The organism is Armatimonadota bacterium (assembly GCA_031081675.1).
Taxonomy (GTDB): domain Bacteria; phylum Sysuimicrobiota; class Sysuimicrobiia; order Sysuimicrobiales; family Kaftiobacteriaceae; genus Calidihabitans; species Calidihabitans tengchongensis.
Genome location: JAVHLZ010000001.1, coordinates 141044 through 163232 on the forward strand (window position 1 = coordinate 141044; position 22189 = coordinate 163232).

Annotated in this window: 17 protein-coding genes; 6 read left to right on the forward strand and 11 right to left on the reverse strand. The window is 69.5% G+C overall.

What is annotated here, in order from left to right; translation table 11 throughout:
- Window positions 1–176 precede the first annotated feature (176 nt).
- Window positions 177–1274: a PEGA domain-containing protein gene (locus RB150_00715; protein MDQ7819063.1), complete on the forward strand. Its 1098-nt coding sequence runs from the start codon at window positions 177–179 to the stop codon at window positions 1272–1274.
- Window positions 1275–1308: 34 nt separating this feature from the next.
- On the opposite strand, the gene RB150_00720 is transcribed toward RB150_00715, so the two are convergent.
- From RB150_00720 to RB150_00730, 3 genes are read right to left on the reverse strand one after another with little or no spacing between them, the layout of a single operon-like run.
- Entirely contained in the window at window positions 1309–3051 is a 1743-nt protein-coding gene (locus tag RB150_00720) for an acetyl-CoA carboxylase carboxyltransferase subunit alpha (GenBank protein ID MDQ7819064.1), read from the reverse strand.
- Between the two features lie 22 nt (window positions 3052–3073).
- Window positions 3074–4255: a CoA transferase gene (locus tag RB150_00725; GenBank protein MDQ7819065.1), complete on the reverse strand. Its 1182-nt coding sequence runs from the start codon at window positions 4253–4255 to the stop codon at window positions 3074–3076.
- A gap of 9 nt (window positions 4256–4264) precedes the next feature.
- Entirely contained in the window at window positions 4265–5101 is an 837-nt protein-coding gene (locus RB150_00730) for a cyclase family protein (protein MDQ7819066.1), read from the reverse strand.
- A 166-nt stretch (window positions 5102–5267) separates the two neighbouring features.
- Between RB150_00730 and RB150_00735 the strand changes: the two genes are divergently transcribed.
- The gene (locus RB150_00735) at window positions 5268–5984 is read left to right on the forward strand and encodes an HAD-IA family hydrolase (GenBank protein ID MDQ7819067.1); all 717 of its coding nucleotides are present in this window, start codon (window positions 5268–5270) and stop codon (window positions 5982–5984) included.
- A gap of 10 nt (window positions 5985–5994) precedes the next feature.
- On the opposite strand, the gene RB150_00740 is transcribed toward RB150_00735, so the two are convergent.
- The 5 genes from RB150_00740 to fdrA form a co-directional block, all read right to left on the reverse strand.
- Window positions 5995–6891, reverse strand: coding sequence for an ABC transporter permease (locus tag RB150_00740; GenBank protein ID MDQ7819068.1), 897 nt, complete (start codon window positions 6889–6891; stop codon window positions 5995–5997).
- Window positions 6884–7837 carry an ABC transporter permease gene (locus tag RB150_00745; GenBank protein ID MDQ7819069.1) on the reverse strand — a complete coding sequence of 318 codons (954 nt, stop codon included), beginning with the start codon at window positions 7835–7837 and terminating at the stop codon, window positions 6884–6886. Before RB150_00745 ends, RB150_00740 begins: the two co-directional genes overlap by 8 nt.
- 72 nt (window positions 7838–7909) lie before the next feature.
- A complete protein-coding gene (locus RB150_00750) occupies window positions 7910–9514 on the reverse strand; it encodes an ABC transporter substrate-binding protein (protein ID MDQ7819070.1) in 1605 nt (534 codons plus the stop codon).
- Between the two features lie 194 nt (window positions 9515–9708).
- Window positions 9709–10947 (reverse strand): DUF1116 domain-containing protein, encoded by a 1239-nt coding sequence (locus RB150_00755; GenBank protein MDQ7819071.1) that lies wholly within the window; start codon window positions 10945–10947, stop codon window positions 9709–9711.
- A gap of 110 nt (window positions 10948–11057) precedes the next feature.
- Window positions 11058–12824 (reverse strand): acyl-CoA synthetase FdrA, encoded by a 1767-nt coding sequence (gene fdrA / locus RB150_00760; protein ID MDQ7819072.1) that lies wholly within the window; start codon window positions 12822–12824, stop codon window positions 11058–11060.
- A 123-nt stretch (window positions 12825–12947) separates the two neighbouring features.
- On the opposite strand from fdrA, the gene RB150_00765 reads away from it, so the two are divergent.
- From RB150_00765 to RB150_00780, 4 genes are all read left to right on the forward strand, one after another.
- The gene (locus RB150_00765; GenBank protein MDQ7819073.1) at window positions 12948–13565 is read left to right on the forward strand and encodes a DUF3105 domain-containing protein; all 618 of its coding nucleotides are present in this window, start codon (window positions 12948–12950) and stop codon (window positions 13563–13565) included.
- Between the two features lie 458 nt (window positions 13566–14023).
- Window positions 14024–15760, forward strand: a complete 1737-nt coding sequence (locus RB150_00770) for a M28 family peptidase (GenBank protein MDQ7819074.1) — start codon at window positions 14024–14026, stop codon at window positions 15758–15760.
- A gap of 2 nt (window positions 15761–15762) precedes the next feature.
- Window positions 15763–16845: a 2-dehydropantoate 2-reductase gene (locus RB150_00775; GenBank protein ID MDQ7819075.1), complete on the forward strand. Its 1083-nt coding sequence runs from the start codon at window positions 15763–15765 to the stop codon at window positions 16843–16845.
- A complete protein-coding gene (locus RB150_00780) occupies window positions 16842–17813 on the forward strand; it encodes a succinylglutamate desuccinylase/aspartoacylase family protein (GenBank protein MDQ7819076.1) in 972 nt (323 codons plus the stop codon). The genes RB150_00775 and RB150_00780 overlap by 4 nt, the downstream gene beginning before the upstream one ends.
- Window positions 17814–17836: 23 nt before the next feature.
- Here the strand turns inward: RB150_00780 and RB150_00785 are convergent, their stop codons facing one another.
- The 3 genes from RB150_00785 to RB150_00795 form a co-directional block, all read right to left on the reverse strand.
- The gene (locus tag RB150_00785; GenBank protein MDQ7819077.1) at window positions 17837–18718 is read right to left on the reverse strand and encodes an ABC transporter permease; all 882 of its coding nucleotides are present in this window, start codon (window positions 18716–18718) and stop codon (window positions 17837–17839) included.
- An 8-nt stretch (window positions 18719–18726) separates the two neighbouring features.
- Window positions 18727–19647: an ABC transporter permease gene (locus RB150_00790; GenBank protein ID MDQ7819078.1), complete on the reverse strand. Its 921-nt coding sequence runs from the start codon at window positions 19645–19647 to the stop codon at window positions 18727–18729.
- 63 nt (window positions 19648–19710) lie between these two features.
- Complete coding sequence (locus tag RB150_00795) at window positions 19711–21264, reverse strand: ABC transporter substrate-binding protein (protein MDQ7819079.1); 1554 nt, start codon at window positions 21262–21264, stop codon at window positions 19711–19713.
- Window positions 21265–22189 lie beyond the last annotated feature (925 nt).

Sequence of the window (22189 nt, forward strand, 5' to 3'; positions counted from 1 at the left end):
AGCTGGTGGCGCAGTAAGAGGAAGGAAGAAGGAAGAGGGAAGAGGGAGACAGCAAAAGGGTAGACCCCTCTTCCTTCTTCCCTTTTCCCTTTTCCCTTTGCCCTTTTCCCTCTTCCCTTCCCCTCACGTCAAAACCGGGCGGCCTCCGGGCATGGATGTGGGAGGAGGTCTGCCCGATGGGGGAGCTGCGGTCGTTCGCACCCGGGCCGAAAAGGGAGCAATCGTGTCCGATCTGCGGCTCGCGCCTGCTGGCCGGCGCCCTGTACTGCGAGCACTGCGGCACCGACCTGTCCCGCACCGGCGTGCTGTTCTCGACCGACGTGCGGCCCCTGTCGGCATCCCGCCGGGGCTCGGCCGGCCGGTGGATCCTGGGCATTGCGGTCGGCACAGCCACCGCCGTGGCCGCCCTCGCCGTCCTGGGCGGCCTGCCGGCAGTCAGCGCCCGGGTTCCCACGCTGCGGGCGCTGCGCGACGGGACCGGGCAGACGGTGCAGCGGGCGGTCAGGTGGAGCCGGGACCTGGTCGCGCACCGCGCGCCGACGCCTTCCCCGGGGGTTCTGCCGGCGCCGGGGGCCGCATCCCCTGTGCTCGCCGGATTGACGCTGACCGTGCTGTCCACGCCCCCCGGCGCCGCGGTCTACCTCAACGACCGGCCGGCCGGCACCACGCCGCTGGCGATCGAGGGGCTGGAGCCGGGGACCTACCGGGTGAAAATCCTCCGGGCGGGATACGCCCCGGAGGTGCGCACGGTGAACGTGGGCCCGGGGGACGCCACGGTGGAGGTGGCGCTGGCGGCGCCGCCCCGGACGCCGCCTCCGTCCCGGACATCTCCCCGACCCGCGCCCCGGACCGCTGCGCGGCCGCCCGCCTCCTCCCCCAGGCCGCCGATGGTCGGCACTCCCGCTCCGCCGTTCTCGCTGAAGGACCGGCTGGGGATCATCTATCGCCTGGAGTCCTTCCGCGGCCGGCGGACGGCGGTCCTGTTTGTCTGGGACCTGGAGCCCGACGAACAGCGGCTCATCCGCGAGCTGGACGACCGGGCGGAGCAGACCCCCGCGCTGGCCGCCCTGGTGGTCGTGATGCGGGCTGACCGGGTAGCGGTGCGCGGATTTCTGGCCACCTGGCCGGTGCGGGTGCCGCTGGTCTTCGGCACGCCTCAGGTGGCCCGCCAGTACCGGCTGACTCCCGGGGTCCCCGCGCTCTACCTGATCTCCGAGCGAGGGACCATTGACCGGGTGTACACCGGCACCGTGCGGCCGCGCACGCTTAGGTGAAGGAAGAGGGAAGAGGGAAAAGGACAGGGCGGCGTCAGCCGCGGGGGCGCAGGCGCTGCTCGAGGCTGTCCAGAAGCTCCTGCATCTCTTCCCGGACCACCTGCCGCCAGTAGACGCCCACTTCGCCGATGTGCCGGTAGCGGCGGTACCGGCGCCGCACCAGCGCCTGGGGCCGGAGGTCCGACAGCTCGTCCAGCGCGGCCGCCACCGCCTGACCCAGCATCCGGGCGGCCCCATCGGGGTCGGTGTGGGCCCCGCCGGGCGGCTCGGCCACGATGCCGTCGATGATGCCCAGGCGGAGGAGGTCGTCGGCGGTGATCTTCAGCGCCTCCGCCACCTGCTGCACCCGGGAGGCATCCCGGAACAGGATGGCGGCCGCCCCTTCCGGCGAGATCACCGAGTAGATGGCGTGCTCCTGCATCAGCACCCGGTCGGCGACCCCCAGGGCCAGGGCGCCCCCGCTGCCGCCCTCGCCGATCACCACCGAGACGATGGGCGCCGGCAGAGACGCCATCGCCTGCAAGTTGGCGGCCAGGGCCTGGGCGATACCGCGCTGCTCGGCCTGGTAGCCCGGGTACGCCCCCGGGGTGTCGATCAAGGTCAGCACCGGCAGGCCGAACTTGCCGGCCAGCATCATGACCCGCAGCGCTTTGCGGTAGCCTTCGGGGAAAGGCATCCCGCGGCGCCGCGCCGCCTGCTCCTCGGGACTCCGGCCCCGCTCGTGGGCGACGATCACGACCGTGCGCCCGCCCATCTCGCCCACCCCGCACACCACCGCCGGATCGTCGCCGGACTGGCGGTCGCCGTGCAGTTCCACGAAGCGGTCGCACAGCCGCTCGATGTAGCTGAGGGCGGTGGGCCGCTCGGGATGGCGGGCCAGCTGCACCGCCTGCCAGGGCGGCTCGGCCGGGCGCGGCCGCCGGCGGATCACGTCGGCGGGTGCCGGCCGCCGGCGGAGGGCCGGCGGCCGGGTCAGCCGGGCGACCAGATAGCCCAGGGTCGGGCGCAGGGCCGGCCGCGGCACCACCATGTCCAGCAGCCCCGCCCGCAGCAATGTCTCGGCCCGGTGAGAGTCCGGGGGCTGGGGTTCTCCCAGGGTCAGGTCGATGACCCGGGGCCCCACAAACCCGATCTGGGCGCCGGGCTCGGCGATCAGCACATCCCCCAGGGAGGCGAAGCTGGCGGCCACCCCGCCGAAGGTGGGATCGGTCAGGACCGCGATGTGCGCCAGGCCGGCGCGGTCGTGGGCCGCCCGGGCGGCGGCGGTCTTGGCCATCTGCATCAGCGACAGCATCCCCTCCTGCATCCGCGCCCCGCCGCTGCAGACCACACTCACCACCGGGAGGCGCGCCCGGGTGGCGTACTCGAAGGCGTCGGCGACCTTTTCGCCCACCACCGAGCCCATGGTGCCGCCCAGAAAGCCGAAGTCGAACACGACCAGCACCACCCGCTGGCCCAGCAGGCGCGCCTCGCCCACCACCGCCGCCTCCCGCAGCCCGGTCGCCCGGCGGGCCTCGGCCAGCCGGTCCCGGTAGGCACGGCGGTCGGTGAAGCGCAGCGGGTCCACCGACACCAGCCCGCGGTCGAACTCCCGGAACGAGCGCGGGTCGGCCAGCGAGGCGATGCGGTCCCGCGCCGGCATGTGCAGGTGCGCCTGGCAGGCCGGACAGACGTACAGCGCGTCCCGCAGGGCCTGCGCGGAGACCGCCGACGCACACTGCGGACAGGTCACCGCCTGCTCCGGCGGACCCGCGGTCGGCTGCCGACGCACCCGCACGGCCCGACGCCCTCCCCTCCGTTCAGACCACGCCGTCCGCCCGCAGGGCCGCCACCTCCGCGTCCGAGTAGCCCAGCTCCCGCAGGATGGCGGTGGTGTGCTGGCCCAGCGTGGGCGGCGGGGTCCGCAGGCGGCCCGGAGTGGCCGACAGCTTGACCGGCAGGCCGGTCTGACGGATGCGCCCGGCGGCGGGGTGATCCATCTCCACCACCATCTGCCGGTGGAGGACCTGGGGATGACCGAAAACCTCGGCGATGGTGAGGATGGGGCCGTTGGGCACCCCCGCCGCGTCCAGGATCTCCATCCAGGCGGCGGTGGTCCGCCGGGCAAACAGCCGGCTGAGGTGGGCCACCAGGTCGCGCCGGTGGGCGACCCGGTCCCGGTTGGTGGCGTAGCGGGGGTCACCCGCCAGCCCGGGGTCCACGGCCTCGCAGAACCGCTTCCAGATGGCCTCGCTGCCCACCGCCACATTCAGATAGCCGTCCGCGGTGCGGAAGGCCTGGTAGGGCACGATGGTGGGGTGCGCGCTGCCCAGGCGGCCCATGCTCTCCCCCGTGGCGAAGTAGATGGCCGCCGCATAGGTGAGCCAGCTCACCTGCCCGTCCAGCAGCGCGGCGTCCACCCACTGGCCGGTGCCGGTGCGCTCCCGGGCCCGCAGGGCCGCCAGGATGCCAAACGCCGCATACATCCCGGCGCCGATGTCGGCGATGGCCACCCCCACCTTCACCGGCGGCCCGTCCTCCTCCCCGGTGATGCTCATCAGCCCGCCCATGCCCTGGAGGATCAGGTCGTAGGCGGCGCGATCGCGGGCGGGCCCGTCCTGTCCGAACCCCGAGATGCTGGCGTAGATCAGCCGGGGGAAGTCCGCATGCACCCGGGCGTAGCCCAGGCCCAGCCGCTCCATGGTGCCCGGGCGGAAGTTTTCCACCAGCACGTCGGCCCGCTGTAGCAACCGGCGCAGGACGGCCACCCCCCGGGGGTCCTTGAGGTTGAGGGTCAGGCTCTCCTTGTTGCGGTTCACGCTCAGAAAGTAGGCGCTCTCGGTGCCCACAAACGGCGGCCCCCACCCGCGGGTGTCGTCCCCGCCCTCGGGAGTTTCCACCTTGATCACCCGGGCGCCCAGGTCGGACAGCATCAGGGTGCAGAACGGCCCCGCCAGCGCCCGGCTCAGGTCCACCACCAGGAGGTCGTCCAGGGGCATCATCCGGGCCGGTCACGCCTCCACGAACGCGACGAACCGGCAGAAGGCCGCCTCCCCGCCCTTGAAGCGGAACGGGAACGCCCCGACCCACACCCGCTGGTTGAGGATCAGGTCGATGTGGCCGCCCACGTTCTCGATGTGGAACACCCCGCGGGGGAACAGCAGGGTGTGGGTGGCCTGGTAGTCCCGGGGCCAGGGGAAGGCCTCGTCCAGCGACATGCCGATCGTGCGCTCCACCTCGGGGATCAGGTCCCGCCGGGCGTCCCGCACCTTGGTGTTGAACGGGTGGTCGGTGCTGATGGCGTCGATGGCCATCCAGCGGATTCCCCGGTCCAGCACCCACCGGCAGAACTCCGCCCGCGGCCCGGGGTGGCGCAGGAACGCCCGGGGCAGGTCCGGGCGCGCGTCGGGGTGCTGGGAGCGGGTGTGGGGAGACCAGTCCTCGTTGTAGTAGGCGTGGTAGCCGGTGTGGATCACCAGAATGTCGCCGCGCTCGATGCGGATGTTGTACTTGCGCTCCCACGCCTCGAAGTGATCCGGACCGTAGATGCCGTAGTCGCCGATGCCGAACTGCTGCAGGTCCACCACGCAGGCCGGGCCCACCAGCTGCTCGATGGGGATGCCGGCGACGTCGGGGCCCGGGTCGAAGAAGTGCAGCGGCGAGTCCAGATGGGTGGCGATGTGGTTGGTGGTGGAGATGTGCTGGGCGTTGACGCCCTCAAAGGCGATCTTCTTCACCCAGGTGATCTTGGGCCCTTCGTAGTAGGCGAAGGGCGGGGAGTCGATGCTGAAGTTCTGGCTGAGGTCCAGCACGCGGCACCGGCTCAGGTCAAAGGGCTTGAGCGCCATCAGGCGGTCACCTCCTGGAGTGGATGCCCGGAGTCCCCGCATTCCCGCGCGGGCCCGGCCGCCGGCATGGGCCGGCGGCCTACCACTGTCCTAGTACGCCGCGCAGGCACGCGTTTCCCCCGCGGCGAACTCCGGGAGTCGGCATCGTGACGGGAGCGGGTGGGCCATGGCGCTGCGCGCGGTCACGCTGGACGTCTACTCGGCGCTGGTGGACACGGTGGGCGGCCTGCAGGCCGCCCTGGTGGACGTGCTGGCCGGGCGGGGGCAGGGCCAGCGGGCCCGCGAGCTGGCCGGGCGGTGGCGCCGGTATCACCGCGACTACCTGCTGGTGGCCGCGGCCCTGGACGGCGAGCCCGCCAGCAACCGCCGGGCCCTGACGGTCTCCCTGCGGCGGGCCCTGGGGGACCTGCAGCCGCCGCTGCGCGGCGACGAGGAGGACGCCCTGCTGGCGGCGTGGGAGAGGCTGCCGCCGTGGCCGGAGACCGTCGACGTCCTGCGGGCCCTGCGGGCGCGGCCCCTGCGCCTGGGGGTGCTGTCCAACGGGGACCGGGGGGCGCTGGCGGCCCTGCTGCGGACCCTGCCGGTGGCGGTGGACGTGATCGTCTCCACCGAGGGAGGCCGGTTCAAGCCGCACCGGTGGGTGTACGAGCAGGCGGTGGCGCTGATGGGCGTGAGCCGGGACGAGCTGCTCCACGTGGCGGGCTCGCCGACGGACGCGGTCGGGGCGACGGCTGCCGGCATCCGCACCGTCTGGGTGAACCGGGAGGGAGAGGCGGTGTGTGACCCCCGCTACGCCCCTGCGTGGGAGGTCTCCGACCTGCGCGGCATCCTCCCGGTCGTGGACGGCCTGCTGGCGGGGCTGGACAGCCCCGGGGGGCTGTAGGGGCGCCCGCTCAGGTTCTCAGGCGGGGATCCAGGGCGTCCCGCAGGGCGTCGCCCAGCACGTTCACCGCCAGGACCGTGACGGTGATGGCCAGCCCCGGAAAGACCGCCATCCACGGCGCGCGCTGCACGAACTCCACCGCGGCTCCCGACAGCATCAGCCCCCACGCGGGCGTGGGCTCGGTCACCCCCAGCCCCAGAAAGCTCAGCGACGCTTCCAGCAGGATCGCCTGGCCCACAAACGCCGTGAGCAGCACCAGGTAGGGCGCCACCACGTTGGGCACCATGTGGCGGACGATGATCCGCCACGATCCCGCCCCCACCGCCTGGGCCGCCTCCACGTAGGCCATGCGGCGGACGGCCAGAGCCGCGCCCCGCACCACCACCTCCGCCCGGGGGACAAAGGACAGCGCGATGGCGATGATCAGGTTGGCGGTGCCCGACCCCAGGATGGCCACGATCGCCAGGGCCAGAACGATCAGGGGAAAGGAGATCAGGATGTCGGCCAGACGCTGGACCACGAGGTCGGTGGTCCCCCCGAAGTAGGCGCTGGCCACCCCCAGCACGCCCCCCGCCGTGGCCCCGGCCGCGGCTGACAGCACCCCCACCAGCAGCGCGGTGCGGGCGCCGAAGATGATCCGGCTGAGCACGTCCCGGCCGAAGGCGTCGGTCCCCAGCCAGTGGCGGGAGGACGGAGGCGCGAACATGGCCAGGAAGTCGTTGGCCACCGGGTCGTAGGGGGCCACCTGCTCGGCGAGAACGGCCGCGGCCGTCAGCAGCAGGAGCAGGAGGGCCGCAGCCGCCCCCAGGGGGTGGCGCGCGGCAAACCGGCCCACCCGGCCCCGCCGCGGCCGCGCAGCGGGCAGGGAACGGCGCGCGTCGGCCGCCGGTACCGCCGGGCTAGTCATAGGAGACCCGCGGGTCGATCCACGCGTACACCAGGTCCAGCAGGAAGGTGACCAGGATGTAGCCGGCCGCCACCACCAGCATCAGCCCCTGGATCAGGGTGTAGTCCCGGTGGGCGACGGCGTCCACGAACAGTTTGCCGATCCCGTTGAGGTTGAAGACCTGCTCGGTGACCACCAGGCCGCCGATGAGGAACGCGAACTCCAGACCCACCACCGCCACCACCGGCAGCAGCGCGTTGCGCAGGGCGTGGCGGCGCACGATGTCTTCCCGGGTCAGCCCCTTGGCCCAGGCGGTGCGCACATAGTCTTCCCGCAGCACCTCCAGCAGGGCCGAGCGGGTCATCCGGGTGGCCACCGCCGAGTACCGGTAGCCCACCGCCAGGGCCGGCCAGAGCAGCTGCAGCAGGTTGGCCCGCGGATCCTTCCACAGGGGGGTGAAGGTCAGGGGGGGCAGCCACCGGAAGTAGGTCAGCAGGAACAGCAGCAGCAGGATCCCCAGCCAGAACGACGGCGTGGCCAGCCCGGCCACGCTGAACACCTGCACGGCGTGGTCCACCCACGTGCCCCGCCGGACCGCCGCCGCCGTCCCGAGGGGCAGGGCCAGGGCCACCGCGATCACCGTGGCCAGCACCGCCAGCTCCAGGCTGAGCTGCAGCCGCAGCGAGATCTCCCGGGTGATGGGCTGGCCGCTCCACATGGACACCCCCAGATCCCCCCGCGCCAGCCCCGCCATCCAGTCGGCGAACTGGCGCCACAGGGGCTTGTTGAGCCCCAGCCGGGCGCGCTCGGCCTCCACAACGCCGGGGGTGACGAAGGTGCCGCCGCTGACCAGGCGCAGCTCCACGATATCGCCGGGCACCACCCGCACCAGCACGAACACCAGGACCGCCACCGCCAGGAAGGTGGGGACCGTGAGCAGCAGACGGCGGATGACGAAGCGGGTCACGGCGCAGGCCGGGTGGGGCGGGCGGGGCCGGCCGGGCGCGCTCCGCCGGCCGGCCCGCGCGTCATGCCGCCCCTACTCCGACAGCCAGACGTCCTGCAGGTCCTCCAGGTAGTGGGACGGGCCCACCTTGTAGCCCTGCAGGGTGGCCCAGTGCGGGATGATGCGCTTCCACCACAGGACGTAGATCTGCCAGGCGCGCTCGTCCAGCAGCCGCTTCTCGAACTGGCGGACCAGCCGCAGGCGCCGCGCGGGATCCTGCTCCCGGCTCTGCTCGGTGTACAGCCGGTCCAGGATGCGGTCGGTATACCCGCCATAGTTCAGCGGGCTCTTGTCCGCCGACAGGAACTTCACCAGCTGGGCGTCGGGGTCGTCGTAAAAGTCGCAGTTGAAGTCCACGGCCGCGTCGAAGTTGCCCGCCCGCTCGTCGGCCAGGTAGGCGGCGGTTTCCTTCACCACATGGCGCACGTTGAGGCCGATCTGCCGCCACTGGTCGATCAGGTAGATGGCCACGAACTCGTAGGGCATCTGGATGTTGCGGTTGAGCAGCTCGAAGCTGAATCCCTCGGGCACTCCCGCCTCGGCCAGCAGCCGGCGGGCCTCCGCCCGGGCGGCGGCGATGTCGCGCCCGTAGCCGGCCAGTTTGACCAGGTCCTCCTCCGGGGTGGCGTAGGGCCCGCCAGGCCGCATCACCCCGCCCACCGGCTCCACGAAGGCGATCTGGGACAGGGCCCGGGACCCTCCCCACCGGTCGATGGCCAGGGTCAGGGCGCGGCGGAAGCGGGCGTCGTCAAAGGGCCGGCGCCGGGTATTGAACACCACGGTGTTGTTGCACAACCAGCCGCTCTCCTGCACCCGAATCTTGTCGCCCAGGGCACGCACGATCTCGTCCCGCTGGGCGGGAGAAAAGCCCCGGAACTCCACGTGGGCCTGGCCGCTCTTGATGGCATTCACCTGGGCGGCGCCGCTGCGGATGAACAGGGCCCGGTAGCCGTCCAGGTAGGGCCGCCCGCGGACGAAGTACGCCTCGTTGCGCGTCCCGACCCAGTGGGACCCCCGCGCGTACTCCACGAACCTGAACGGACCCGTGCCCATCACGTTGCGCTCGTACCAGTGCGGGTCCTGGGCCAGGAGGTCGGCCTTGTAGATCCAGTTCCACGGCGAGGCCACGCTGGCCAGGAACGACGCCGACCGCCACTTGAGCGTGAACACCACCGTGGTGGGATCGGGGGCGTCCACCCGCTCCACCACCTCGTAGACCGCCTTGCGGGCGCTGACCACGTCCCCGGTGGGGAAGATGATCTTGTCGTAGCTGGCCTTGATGTCCCGCGCGGTGAGCGGCGAGCCGTCATGGAACCGCACCCCCCGGCGGATCTTGAAGGTGTAGGTCAGGCCGTCGGGGGACACGGTCCAGGACTCGGCCAGGTCGGGGACCACCTTCGGGTAGTTGAGGGGGTCGAACTTCACCAGCAGGTTGTAGTGGGGGCGCGTGGGGTGGATCAGGGCGAAGGTGGCCTCCCGGTGGGCATCCAGCGACGGCGGCTCGGCGGACACCACGAAGACCAGGGTGCCGCCCCGGCGCGGGGCCTGGGCGCCCGTGGGCACCGCCACCAGTCCCAGAAGCAGGCCGGCCGTCATCACCAGCACCCACCGGCGCGGCCTGCGGGTCCATGGGTCCATGCTCCCACTCTCCTTCCTCTCCCCGGTCTCCGGGTTGGGGGGCGCAGCGGTGAGCCGGATGCGCCCCGGGCCAGGGTGGGGGCGCCGGGCCGGCGGGCGATCTGTCCCCGGTGGGGAGATTTGATAGCAGCACTACGACGCCCCGAGCCCGGGCTCCTGTCCCCGGGGCGCGCGAGGACGCGAGAGGACGCTGCCTATTCCACGCCGGCGGCGAACGCCTCCACCGCCTGGGTGAAGCAGGCCATGGGGGGGCGCACCAGCCCGGCGCCGATCTGCCCCACCCCGGGCCGGCGGTGGGCGATGCCGGTGTTGACCCGGGGCAGGATTCCCGTGCGCACCACCTTCCGGATGTCGATGCCGGTGGGCGTGCCCCGGAAATCCAGCTGGGGGATGGCGAAGGTCGGGTTCTCGGCCACGGTGATCTCGTACATCTCCAGGGTCGCCTGCACCGCCATCGCCGGGGTGCCGCCCACGAACTTGACGATGGCCGGCGCGGCGGCCATGGCGAACCCCCCGATGCCGGCCGTCTCGGTGATGGTGCTGTCGCCGATGTCGGGGTTGGCGTCCTCCTGGGTGTAGCCGGGGAAGAACAGCCCCACCGGCACCTCGGCCGGGGCCACGAACCACGCGTCGCCCAGCCCGCTGACCCGGATGCCGAAGTCGGTGCCGTTGCGGGCCATGCACGTGACCACCGTGGACCGCGGGATGCCGTGGGCGGCGTCCAGGGTGGCCTTGCAGGCGGCCATGACCGGATTGAGCACGGCCAGGTCGTTCTCCGCCAGGTAGGTCATCACCGCCGCCACGTCGTCCACGGGACCGCTGCGGGCCAGGTGGGGAGCCAGCAGGCGGGCAAACAGAGCCGAGCCGGCCACGTTGCGGTTGTGGCCTTCGTCGCCCATGGTGAGCTGGCGGGCCATCAGGGCCTTCATGTCCAGCCCGCCGGCGCGCTCCAGCGCCCGCCCCAGCAGCGGGCCCGCCACGTCCCGCAGCCACCGCAGGCGGCTGAGGACGTCCTCACTGTAGGCGCCGTAGCGCAGGACCTTGCCGTAGCCCTCGTTGAGGGTGGAGAACGCCCGGGTGCCGAACGGCCGGTTCTCCACGATGTACACCGGCATGGACGCGGTGGTGACGCCGGCCATGGGCCCCACCGCCTGGTGGTGGTGGCAGGGGGCGAAGTCGACCTCTCCCCGCTCCACCAGGGCCACCGCCTGGCGCTCGTCGGCGGCCAGGCCCTCAAACAGGAGCGCGCCGATCACGGCTCCCCGCAGGGGCCCGGACATCCGCTCCCAGGTGATCGGCGGGCCGGCGTGGAGGATCAGGTTGCGGCGCATGCCCGGGATGACCTCGCCCGCCGGCGCCACCCCCGCCAGCACGGGCTGGCTGTCCAGGATGCGCTGCACGGCCACCCGGTTGGCGTCGTCGATGGTGCCCATGGGTCTCACCTGTCCCTCAGTTCGACGCGTGCTGTCCGGCGTCCGTGATCAGGAATCCGGTTCCGATCCCGCCACCAGAGGTTCCGGATCCCTGATGCGTGATCCCGTTCTCACGCATTGAGCTTGTCCAGGATGTCCATCAGCCTGCGGTCGCCTCCGGCCGGAGGCTGCCAGTCCACGTCCACCACCGGCACCCCCTGGTCGGCGAGGCTGCGGGCGAACATCTCCAGCCCCACGTTGACCACGTGGACCGGGCCGTCCAGAAGGGACCGGATGCGCGGCGCGTCGGGAAGGGGGCCGACCTCCGCCGGAGGGGGCACCTGCACGGGAGGCCGCTCCCGTCCCCGGCTCCCGGCGGCTTCGGCGATCAGTCCGGCGAGGCGCGCCGCCTGCGCATTGGTGGCCTGGACGATGGCGCCGGCATCCACCAGCGTGGCCACCTGCGTGTGGTAGTCCTGGGGATCCTCCTCGGTCCCGCACACCGAGACCACCACCGGCAGCCACCGCCCCGCGGCGCGGGCGCGCTCCCGCGCCTGGCGGATCGCCGGGGCCAGCTCGCGGGCCGGATCGGGATGCGCCCCGTAGCCCAGGACCACGTCCAGCAACAGGACCGCCACCTCGGGGTCGTCGGCCTCCCGCAGGATCCGCTGGATCCGCAGGGTCGGATCCAGCATGGGGTGCAGCCGCCCGACGGTGAACTCGTCGGCGCCCATGTCGACCACCGTGTGCTCGCGGCTGCGGGTGCCCGACTCCAGGGCGCGGTCCGGGTCCAGAGGGGTGTTGGACCACACCGGGCCCACATACCGCTCCAGCAGCAGCAGCGCCTCGTAGCACAGGGTCCCTCCGCTGTACAGCCCCCGGATGAACTTCTGGGAGGGGGCCAGCCGGGCCGCCTCCTGGGCTGGAAGCGCCTCCCAGTGAGGCCAGCGGGGCTCGCGCCCCGTCGCCAGCTGGACCGCCACCCGCGCCGCCTCTTCCAGGGTCGCGGCTCCGCGCACACGACCCTCGCCGGTCACGGCGGCTCCCAGGAAGGCGGCCACCGTGGGCTTGGGCACCTGCCGCGCCAGCCCCAGCAGCGTAGAGGCCACCTGAGGGTCCGGGGGCTTGCTGACGAGCACGATCACCTCGGTGCGCGGGTCGGCGGCCAGGGCGGCCAGGGCTGCCCGGGCGGTCAGGCCGCCCACGCCGCGGTGCAGGTCCCGCCCTCCGGTGCCGAGGGCGTGGGAGATGCCGGCGCCTCCCAGGTGCACCAGGGACGCCACCTGCTGGATGCCGGTTCCCGCCGCGCCCACGATGCCCACCGCACCCCGGCGGACCCGGTTGGCAAAGCCCAGGGCGGCCCCGCCCAGGATCGCCGTCCCGCAGTCGGGCCCCATCAGCAGCAGATCCCGCGCCGCGGCGGCCTGCTTGAGGGAGATCTCGGCGTCCAGGGGCACGTTGTCGCTGAAGAGCATCACGTGCAGTCCCGCGTCCAGGGCCTCCCGCGCCACCCCGGCGGCAAAGCGCCCGGGCACCGAGACCAGGGCGAGGTTGGCCCCCTCGAGCATCCGCGCCGCCGACGCCACGGTGCGCGGCCGGTAGTCCCCCCCGGCGGCGGCCTCCCGGGGGCGGGCCAGCAGCGCCTGGGCCCGTTCCAGCGCCGCCGCGGCGGCCTGCTCGCTGTCCGCCCGCACCACCAGGATCAGGTCGTTGGGCCCGGCGGCCTCCACCTCGGGAGTCAGCAGGCCGGCGTCTTTGAGCAGTTCCTTGTTGGCCTCGGTGCCCATGACCGCGCCGGCCTCCTGCACGCCCGGCAGGGCGCGGACCTCCCGCTGGACCAGCATCAACGCCACCGAATCGGCGTAGGCGCTGGGCTTGATGACGCTGCGGACGACCACGGCATACCTCCTCAGGCCACTGACTGTGTTCCAGGCTGACAGGGGTGTTCCCTGTGGCCCCGGGTCGGGTCCCTCGCGGCCCCATTGCCAGGCCGGCCGACGTGCGGCACACTAGGGGACGACATGCACCCACCGGGAGGGTCGCCGGCGCGCGCGCCGGCGAGCAGGAAGGAGGCCCGCAAGCAGGCCCGCCTGCAGCGCCGGACGGCGGAGGAGGAGGCCCGGCGCCGCCGCGCCCGCAGGCGCACCTTGCTCATCCTGGGCGTCGGGGCGGTGCTGGTGGCGGCGGCGGGGTGGGGCATCTGGGCGGCGACCCGCCCGGGCCCGACCCTGCCGGTCGTGGTCTACCCTGACCAGGGCCGCGACCACGTGGCCCCCGGCCAGCCTCACCCGCCGTACAACTCCAACCCTCCCACCTCCGGCTGGCACTATCCGCAGGCGGCGTCCTGGGGGTTTTACGCCACCGAGCTGCCCGACGAACTGGTGGTGCACAACCTGGAGCACGGAGGGATCTGGATTTCCTACCGGGACGCCGACGCCCGGGAGCTGGTTGACCGCCTGGCGGCCCTGGCCCGGCGGTACCGGTCCAAGGTCATCGTCACCCACCGGCCAGCCAACCCCGCTCCCCTTGCCGTGGTGGCCTGGGGACGGCTGATGCTGCTGGACCGCTACGACGAGGCCGCCATCACCGAGTTCATCCGCCGCTTCCGCAACACAGGCCCCGAGTTCGTCCCGGATTAGGGTGAGCTATCTCACTTAGGTGTTGACAGTTTCTCTAACATAGAAGGAGGGTCACACGGCGAATCCTTCCAGTTGGACAGGTCCCCCTGTGGGGAAGCTGGGAGGAGCGCCGATGACCCTCAATGACAGGCCCACGCGCACCGTTTCTTCCCGGAATTCCCGCGAATAGGGCGACGGGTCGGAGAGACCCTGGTGTTTTCAGCATCGTGCCACGAGCCTGTTCGAGAGGTCGTTTTCGGATAGGACCTTAGAGTGCTGAAGTCGAATCGGGAACGTTGAGATTCCTGGGCCTGGATGCGGGCTCGCCGCCAACCGAGCGGGGGCTTCAGGGCAGCCTAGAAGCGCCGGTTCGCGCTGACGACGCGGCAGGGGCTCCTCAGGCTTCGGGAGGCTGACCTGGAACCGTAGGTACGGTAAGGTGTACCCAGAGCTGCACACCACGATGACGGCCAACCGCTATGAGAAACACACCCGACTGGTTGAAATTTGCCCGCAATGTGTCCCTTGAGCGCCTGATGCAGGATCTCCGGGAGATCACGCAGTGGGAGCGGCTATCGGGCTCCGCCGAAGAGCGACGGGCCTTCGAGTACATCCGGCGGCAGCTCGCCTCGGCAGGACTGCGCACGCAGGTATTGGAGCACGACGCCCTCATCAGTCTTCCCCGCAGCGCGGCACTGCATGTCTACGGACCGGAGTCCGCAGACATTCCCTGTATCACCCACAGCTTTTCGGTGGCCACCGGTCCTCAGGGAGTGGTGGCGCAGGCCATCTACGTGGTCGATGGAGCGGCCGACTTGACCCGAGTGAATCGTGACGTGCGCGGACGGATCGCGGTTGTAGACGGGCTGGCCATGCCCGAACGGGTTGCCCAGCTGCAGGCAGCAGGTGCCGCCGGCGCGGTCTTCCTGAACCGCGATCCGCTCGTGCACGAGATGATTGTATCTACCGTGTGGGGAAGTCCGACGCTGGATCGGCTGGCGCAGCTCCCTGCTATCCCTGTGGTGTCGACAGCCGGCACTGCCGCAGAACGGCTCAGAGCTGCGCTGCGGGGGGAACCCCTCCTACGGATTCGCATCGTCACAGAGGTAGAGACCGGGTGGCGCAGGCTTCCGCTACTGGTAGCCGATGTGGCTGGGGCCCATGAAGATACCTACATCCTGGTAGCTGGCCACGTAGACTCCTGGTACGTGGGTGCCATGGACAACGGCGCTGCCAACGCTGCCATGATGGAGATTGGGCGGTTGATGGCCCATGTCCGTCCTTACCGAGGACTGCGCCTGGCTTTCTGGTCCGGACACTCCCACGGTCGGTATGCAGGATCCGCCTGGTATGCCGACAACTTCTGGGAAGACTTGGCGCGCCGTTGCGTGGTGCACATCTACGTGGACTCCATTGGCGGGCGGGGCGCCGACGTGCTTGAAGGAGGATACTGCATGCCGGAAACGTGGGCGATTGGTGCAGCCGTCATCCGCCGGATCGCCCGGCAGCAGTTCCGCGGTACACGCGTAGGGCGGACAGGAGATCAGTCTTTCCTCGGAATCGGCATCCCCTCATTATTCATGACGCTATCCGAGCATCCTCCTTTTGGGCCGGAGGCGAGCCGAGACTTTGCGCTCACCGGGAGCAACAGCGGAGGCCTTGGCTGGTGGTGGCACACACCCCAGGACCTGATAGACAAGATTGACCCACGCAACCTCCTGCGCGACGCTCAGATCTATGCCGCAGCTGCGTACTGGCTGTGCACAGCCCCGGTGTTGCCCCTGGACTACGCAGCCGTAGCTAAAGACGTGATTGTCAAGCTCAGGGAACTGCAGGCGCGTCTGGACGGCCGGTTCGACCTGTCCGCCTGCCTGGCGGAGGCGCGGGCATTTTTGGCGGCGGCCCGAGCCCTCCGGCTCCGGGCAACAAGGGCCAAGGGGGCGCGGCCCCGGGGTGTGGAGAGAATCAACCGGGCTCTGACGACCCTCGGCCGCGTGCTCATCCCCGTCCTGTACACGCGAGCGGGTCGATTCGACCACGACCCCGCCACTACCATTCCCTTCCTGCCGCCTCTGGTGGAAGCGGAGCGGCTGGCGACGGTGCCAGAGGGCTCGGCAGAAGCGCGGGCGCTGACCATCGCGGCAACGCGAGGCAGGAATCTCCTGCTGCACGCGTTGCGTACTGCGCGGGAGATCGCAGAGGAGGCGGCTCGATAAGCGTGCAATTCATCGTCGTAGGTGCGGGAGCGATCGGCGGGACCGTTGGGGCGTATCTTGTACGCGGCGGCCATGACGTGCTGTTCGTCGACACGAACGCCGCGCACGTGGACGCTATCAATTCGACTGGGCTGACGGTGGAAGGCCTGGAGACGTTTACGGTTCGTGCCCGGGCGATACTCCCTGCCGAGCTCCGAGATGTCCTCCTGAGCCGGGGTGCTACCCCGGACGGCGACAGCCTGCGTCTCATCGACCTACCCGTACTCCTGTGCGTAAAGGCGATGCACACCGAGGTGGCCCTGGATCCCATCGTGCCGGTGCTGGGCCAGGGGAGCTACATCGTCTCGCTGCAAAACGGTTTGAACGAACACGCCATTGCCGCTCGCGTGGGCCCTGAGCGCACGGTGGGGGCATTCGTGAACTTCGGGGCTGACTATTTGGCTCCGGGCCGGGTCACGTACGGGGGGAGCGGCGCTCTCTACTTCGGCGAGCTGGATGGCAGGATCTCGGAGCGCGTCCGCATGCTCGCCGACGTCTTCCGCCAAGCATTCCTCCCCACCGCGATGGCCACTGACAATATCTGGGGATATCTCTGGGGCAAGTTGGGCTACGGCTCGATGCTCTTCGCCACCGCCCTGGTGGACGAGCCGATTGCGGATGTGCTGAGTCATCTGCCCTCTCGGCCGATGCTGGCAAACCTGGCCGCTGAGACGATCCGCGTTGCGGAAGCCGAGGGCGTGCGTTGCGAGGGGTTCGACGGTTACGACCCGGCCGCCTTCGCTTTCCGAGAGCCGCGGGACTGGCCAGGCATCGCCGCCAGCCTGGACCGCCTGGTGGAATTCAACCGGCGATCACTGAAAATCAAGAGCGGTGTATGGCGGGATCTTGCCATCCACCGCCGCAAGACCGAAGTCGACCAGATCGTTGGCGCCGTGGTGACTGTGGCGGCGCGTCACGGGATCCCCGTGCCGCTCAATGCCCGCCTCCAAAAGATGATTCACGACCTGGAGGAGGGGAGGCGACAGATGCACTGGGACAACCTGGCGGAGCTAAGCGCAGTGAACGCGGAGGTCTACGGGGGATGAGCCGTGTCGCCTTTGCCCACCTGCACCCCGGACGAGGCGGGCGCGCGCAGGGAATGGTTCGCATCCCAGGTGTGGAGCCGGACTGGGAAGTACCAGCGGTGGTGATCCGAGGGGCAGACGATGGCCCCACGCTCACCATTACCGCTGGCGTACATGCGGCCGAGTACGCGGGCATCGCGGCGGCCATCCGTCTGGGGCAGGAGCTGGACCCGGCCAGGCTGCGAGGCACTCTCATCATCGTCTCCCTGATCAACACGCCGGGATTTTATGAACGCAGCATGTACGTCAATCCCCGCGACGGCAAGAACATCAACCGTATCTTTCCGGGGGACATGGCAGGCTCGCCCTCTGAGCGTGTCACGCACTTTCTGACCAACGAGCTGATCAAGGGCAGCGACGCCTACATCGACCTGCATGGCGGTGACATGATCGAGAGCCTTATCCCGTTTGCCATCTACCAGCAGACGGGCAATGCCGGGCTCGATCGCAGCGCAGAAACCATGGCAGAAGCGTTCGACTTGGACTACGTCATCGCCGCTCCGCCGGACGCTGTTCCCGGCGCCTCCTACGTTGCTGCGGCGCGCCTGGGAATTCCCGCCATTATCGCCGAGGTGGGGCAGCAGGGCGTGCTGGATCGGGCTTCGGTGGAACGGCACGTCCGGGGCGTAACAAACGTCATGGTCCGCCTGGGGATGCTCCAGGGCCAGCTTGTCCTTCGGGCGAGTCCCAGGCGGCTCTCGCGCTTTCTCTGGGTACGGGCCCCGGTTGAGGGGGCGTTCTATCCGGCCGTCACCACGGGCCAGATGGTCGAACGAAGTCAAATTATCGGCGAGGTGCGTGATCTCTTCGGAGACCTTCTGGCGGTGCTGGAGGCGCCGGCAAACGGCGTGGTGCTCTTCATGGTCACAGCTCTTGCGGTGCGCAAGGACGATCCGCTGTTCGGGATCGGTGCAGAAGGAGACCCGTAGCAGGGTAGCTGCTCGCCGGCCGATCAGGTCCGTGGGTCTAGGGCATCGCGCAGCCCGTCGCCCAGCAGGTTGAAACCCAAAACAGTCACCGCGATGGCCAGGCCCGGGAACGTGGCGATGTGCGGGGCGATGAGGAGGAAGTCGCGCCCCGTGCTGACCATGAGCCCCCATGAGGGCGTAGGCGGCTGCACGCCCAGTCCCAGGAATGACAGCGCCGCTTCCAGTAGGATGGCGTTGGCCATGTAGAGCGCAGAGTAGACGATGGCGACGGAGATGCAGTTGGGTAGGATGTGTCGGGTGATGACGCGGCCTGCGCTGGCACCGATGGCACGAGCGGCCTGCACGTATTCCTGCTGCTTCACCGACAGCACCGCACTCCTGATCACGCGGGCAAAACCCGGGGTCGCCCAGATTCCCACGGCCAGAATAGTGTTCACCAGGCCTGGCCCGAGCGCACTGATGATGACGATAGCCAGCAGCAGGTAGGGGAACGCGAGCAGGACGTCCATCATCCGCATCACGACTTGGTCCACCAGACGGCCAAAGTACGCTGATATGGTCCCCAGCGCCGTCCCCAGCATCAGGGCAATGAACACCGACATCCCGCCGGCCAGCAAGGCCACCCGGCTTCCGAAGATGAGCCGGCTGAGGATGTCCCGGCCGAACTCATCTGTCCCCAGCGGATACGCAGCCGATGGCGGCTGGCGCTTGTGCTCCAGGATCTGCGCAGAGGGGTCGCGTGGGGCTATCCACGGAGCAAAGATCGCCACAGCCGCCAGGAGGGCGACAATGCTCAGCCCAACAAGTGCCAGGCGGTTGCGCGTCAGCCGCCGCCAGAACAGTTGGCCGGTGGTCCGCTGGCGCTCGGGCCAGGGTCGGGTAGCGCGGAGCTCCTCTGCCGACAAGGTCGCTCTCATGCGTAGGAGATGCGCGGGTCGAAGTACGCGTAGGAGAGGTCCACAGCCAAGTTCACCAGGACGAACGTCAGCGCCAGCACCAGTACGCCCCCCTGCAGGAGCACATAGTCTCGAGCGAAGATAGCGCGCACCAGCATCCGACCGATGCCAGGCCAGGAAAAGACAGTTTCTGTGAGAATTGCTCCGCCCAGCAACTGCCCGGTCTGCAGTCCTAGGACAGTAGTGACAGGAATGAAGGCGTTACGCAGAGCGTGACGAAGCAGAACCCGAGGACCGGGAACGCCTTTGGCGTGAGCGGTGCGTATGTAGTCCTCCCGCAGGACCTCCAGCATGGCGGAACGGGTCATGCGGGCCAGCATGGCGATCGTGGGCAGCGCCAGCGTAACCGAGGGCAGCACCAGATGCGGGAGGCCTCCGCGGCCCCCCGGGGGGAGCCACCCCAGCCACAGGCTGAAGACCACAATGAAGATCAGCCCGATCCAAAAGATGGGCATGGACAGGCCAAAAAGGGTGACCACCCGTACAACGTTGTCGAACCAAGAGTTCGGCCAGCGAGCCGAGAGTACGCCCAACGGTATCCCCACGGCCACGGCCAGGCCCAGGGCGGCCATTGCAAGCTGCGCCGTCGCTGGCCAGACGTCGGCGATCTCGTCATTCACCCGTCGTCCCTCTCGAATGCTGCGCCCGAGGTCGCCATGCAGCAGTCGCGTGACATAGCGCGCGTAGCGGACCAGCAGGGGCTTGTCCAGGTCCAATGACGCCCGCAACGCCGTGACCATCTCTTCGGTGGCCCCTTCTCCCAACATCAACGCCGCCGGGTCCCCGGGAATCAGGTCGATGGTGAGCATAATGAACAGCGGTACGCCCAACAGCACGGGCACCAACGCAAGCAGGCGGTGCGCGATGAAACGAATCATGGCTCGACTCGGGTGCGCACCGGTGGCCGGGAGAGCGTTGCCCGGCCACCGGTGGCGGAGAGGCTACTTCTCAAGCCAAATGTACGCGAACCCCTGGTTGTACTCAATCGGGTGCGGGACGAACCCTTTCACGTACGACCGCATCACGGCGATCTCTTTCGTCGTGTAGAAGGGAATGAACATGATGTCCCGGGCGATCATCGCCTGCGCCCGGGCATACAGTTCCTGGCGCTCTTCCGCTTTCGTGCTGACCCGCGCCTGATCCACTAGCCGGTCGAACTCTGGATTCACGTAGCGCCAAGTATTCCAACCTGTCGGGGGTGCCATGTTGGAGCGGAACATGGGCAGGAGACTGTAATCCGCGTCCGCTGTAGTGGTGACCCACCCCAGCATGAAAAGGTGGTAGTCCAGCGTTGCCGCGCGGACGTGGGTAAATACCGTGGCCCACTCCAGGAAGCTGATGTCCACCCGGACGCCGATGGCACGCATCTGGGCCTGCCAGGCCTCCGCAATCTCGGCATCCTTCAAGTAACGTCCACGCGCGCTGATGAGGGTGAGGACCAGCGGGATCCCCTCGCGCTGCATAATGCCATCTGGCCCAGGACGGAATCCTGCCTCCTGCAGCAGAGCCCGTGCCCGGTCTGGGTCGTAGGGATAGCGCTTGTCTAGCTCCATGGGCGCGTAGCCGAATACGCCCTTGGCCAGGATGCCATCGGCAGGACCACCCGCGCCCTCGAGAATGTTGTCCAGGATTGCCTTGCGGTTTGTCCCCATCACCAGGGCACGGCGGACCCGAACGTCGGAGAGCGGCGGTCGGGTCAGGTTCATGCCAACGAAGACGACGCGGAGACCCTGAGCTTCCGCTACCGTAAATGCCGGGTCGCGGCGAAAGGCACCGAGTTGGGCCGGCGCTGGCACCAGTACCATATCCACATCGCCGGTGCGTAGCGCAATCATCCGGGCAGACTCCTCGGGAATGACTCGAAAGACAATGCGGTCCAAGTAAGGCTTCGGGCCCCAGTAGTCATCGTTGCGTACGACAGTGATACGGTCGTTGGTACGCCACTCCTGAAACTTGAACGGTCCGGTACCCACCGGCTGGCGGCTGAACTCCGGGCCCAGGCGCTGCACGGCGGCAGGACTCACGATGCCGGCGTAGACCATCGCCACACTATACAGCAAGGGCGCATACGGCTCGCTGGTGACGATATCCACCGTGTAGTCATCCACGACCTCCACGCCCTTGATGGGCCCCGCGAGGCTCGCCCAGCGGCCCGGGTTCCTCCGGTCGAACGCACGCTCAAAGGTAAACTTCACGGCCTGGGCGTTGAAGGGGGTACCATCGTGGAAGCGCACCCCCCGCCGCAAGGTGAATCGGATTCGCGTGGCGTCCAGAACCTTGTAACTGGAAGCAAGCACAGGCTTGATCTTCATGTCAGGTCCAAGGGCCACCAACGGCTCAAGGATCAGTTGATAGACCCACGCCCCGGGCGCTGTCGTCTCGAAATGCGGGTCCAGGGAGACAGCGTCCACCGGCCGCGCAATGGTCAGCGTTCCACCAGAGCGCTGCGCCTGTGCCCTGGGCGCCGCCGGCCACGTCAGCAGAAGGACGGCCACCAGGACGATGGCAGACCTGCGAGCAATCCCTACGTGCACTGGTGAATCACCTCCGGTTGGCGTTGTTCTGTTCCCTCGTCTGGAGTCAGGCCAGGCTGAAACGTGCGTCTCTTCGAGACGCTCGCCATGAGCGTTTTTTCACATGATACCACGAAGGGGGTCAGGACACCAAACGGGGTCACCGCATTCCTCCTGTCTTCACCCCCTGGTCCTCGTGACATGTACCGAGCCGTATTCCCACGGACTCCATCTGGTACTGCGGGTGGACTCCGCAGGCCGACCGGCGTGGGTCAGCCGCCTGACAGGAGGCGCCCGCATGGAGACGGTGAGCAAGAAGGGTCTCGACGCGCCGCAGCCGGCTGGGAATGGTACGAGAGGCGTTCCGCGAACCGTTGACCCAGGCGCGCTCCGGTCCGACTGCGACGGTGGCGAATCTCCCGGACCATGTACCCCACGGTCCTCGCGGGCCTGGTCGGTCAGCACCCGACAGATCCGGCGCCAACCTGCTCGGTCCGGGCCAGCTGCGCAGCCAGCTGCCCGGCCCCCAGGTTGTCCATGCCAGGACCACGGTCCAAATCGCCTGTCCGGCTTCGGCACCGAGCTCCCCGCCTGGTGGCCGCGCCGCCGCCAGCCCGCCGGGGGGTGGCTCTCGTCAGGTTTGCAGGCCAGGCAGCGCCGTCGCCGGCGATGGAAGGGATGTGCGGAAATCCTCGAACTTCCTTCAGGCCTGCTGACGTGCGCCGGCGGAAGGCGTATCCACGGGCGTCGAGGACATGTCACATCACATGATCCCTTTGGGATCAACGCCACAGGGAACAGTTCGAATCTAGGGTGTCCAGTTTCGGAATGGTGTGCACACATTACGCATGAGCGCTCTGTTCATCCTCTCTCCTCCAGGCCACACCCCAGAACATCTCGGCCGGTG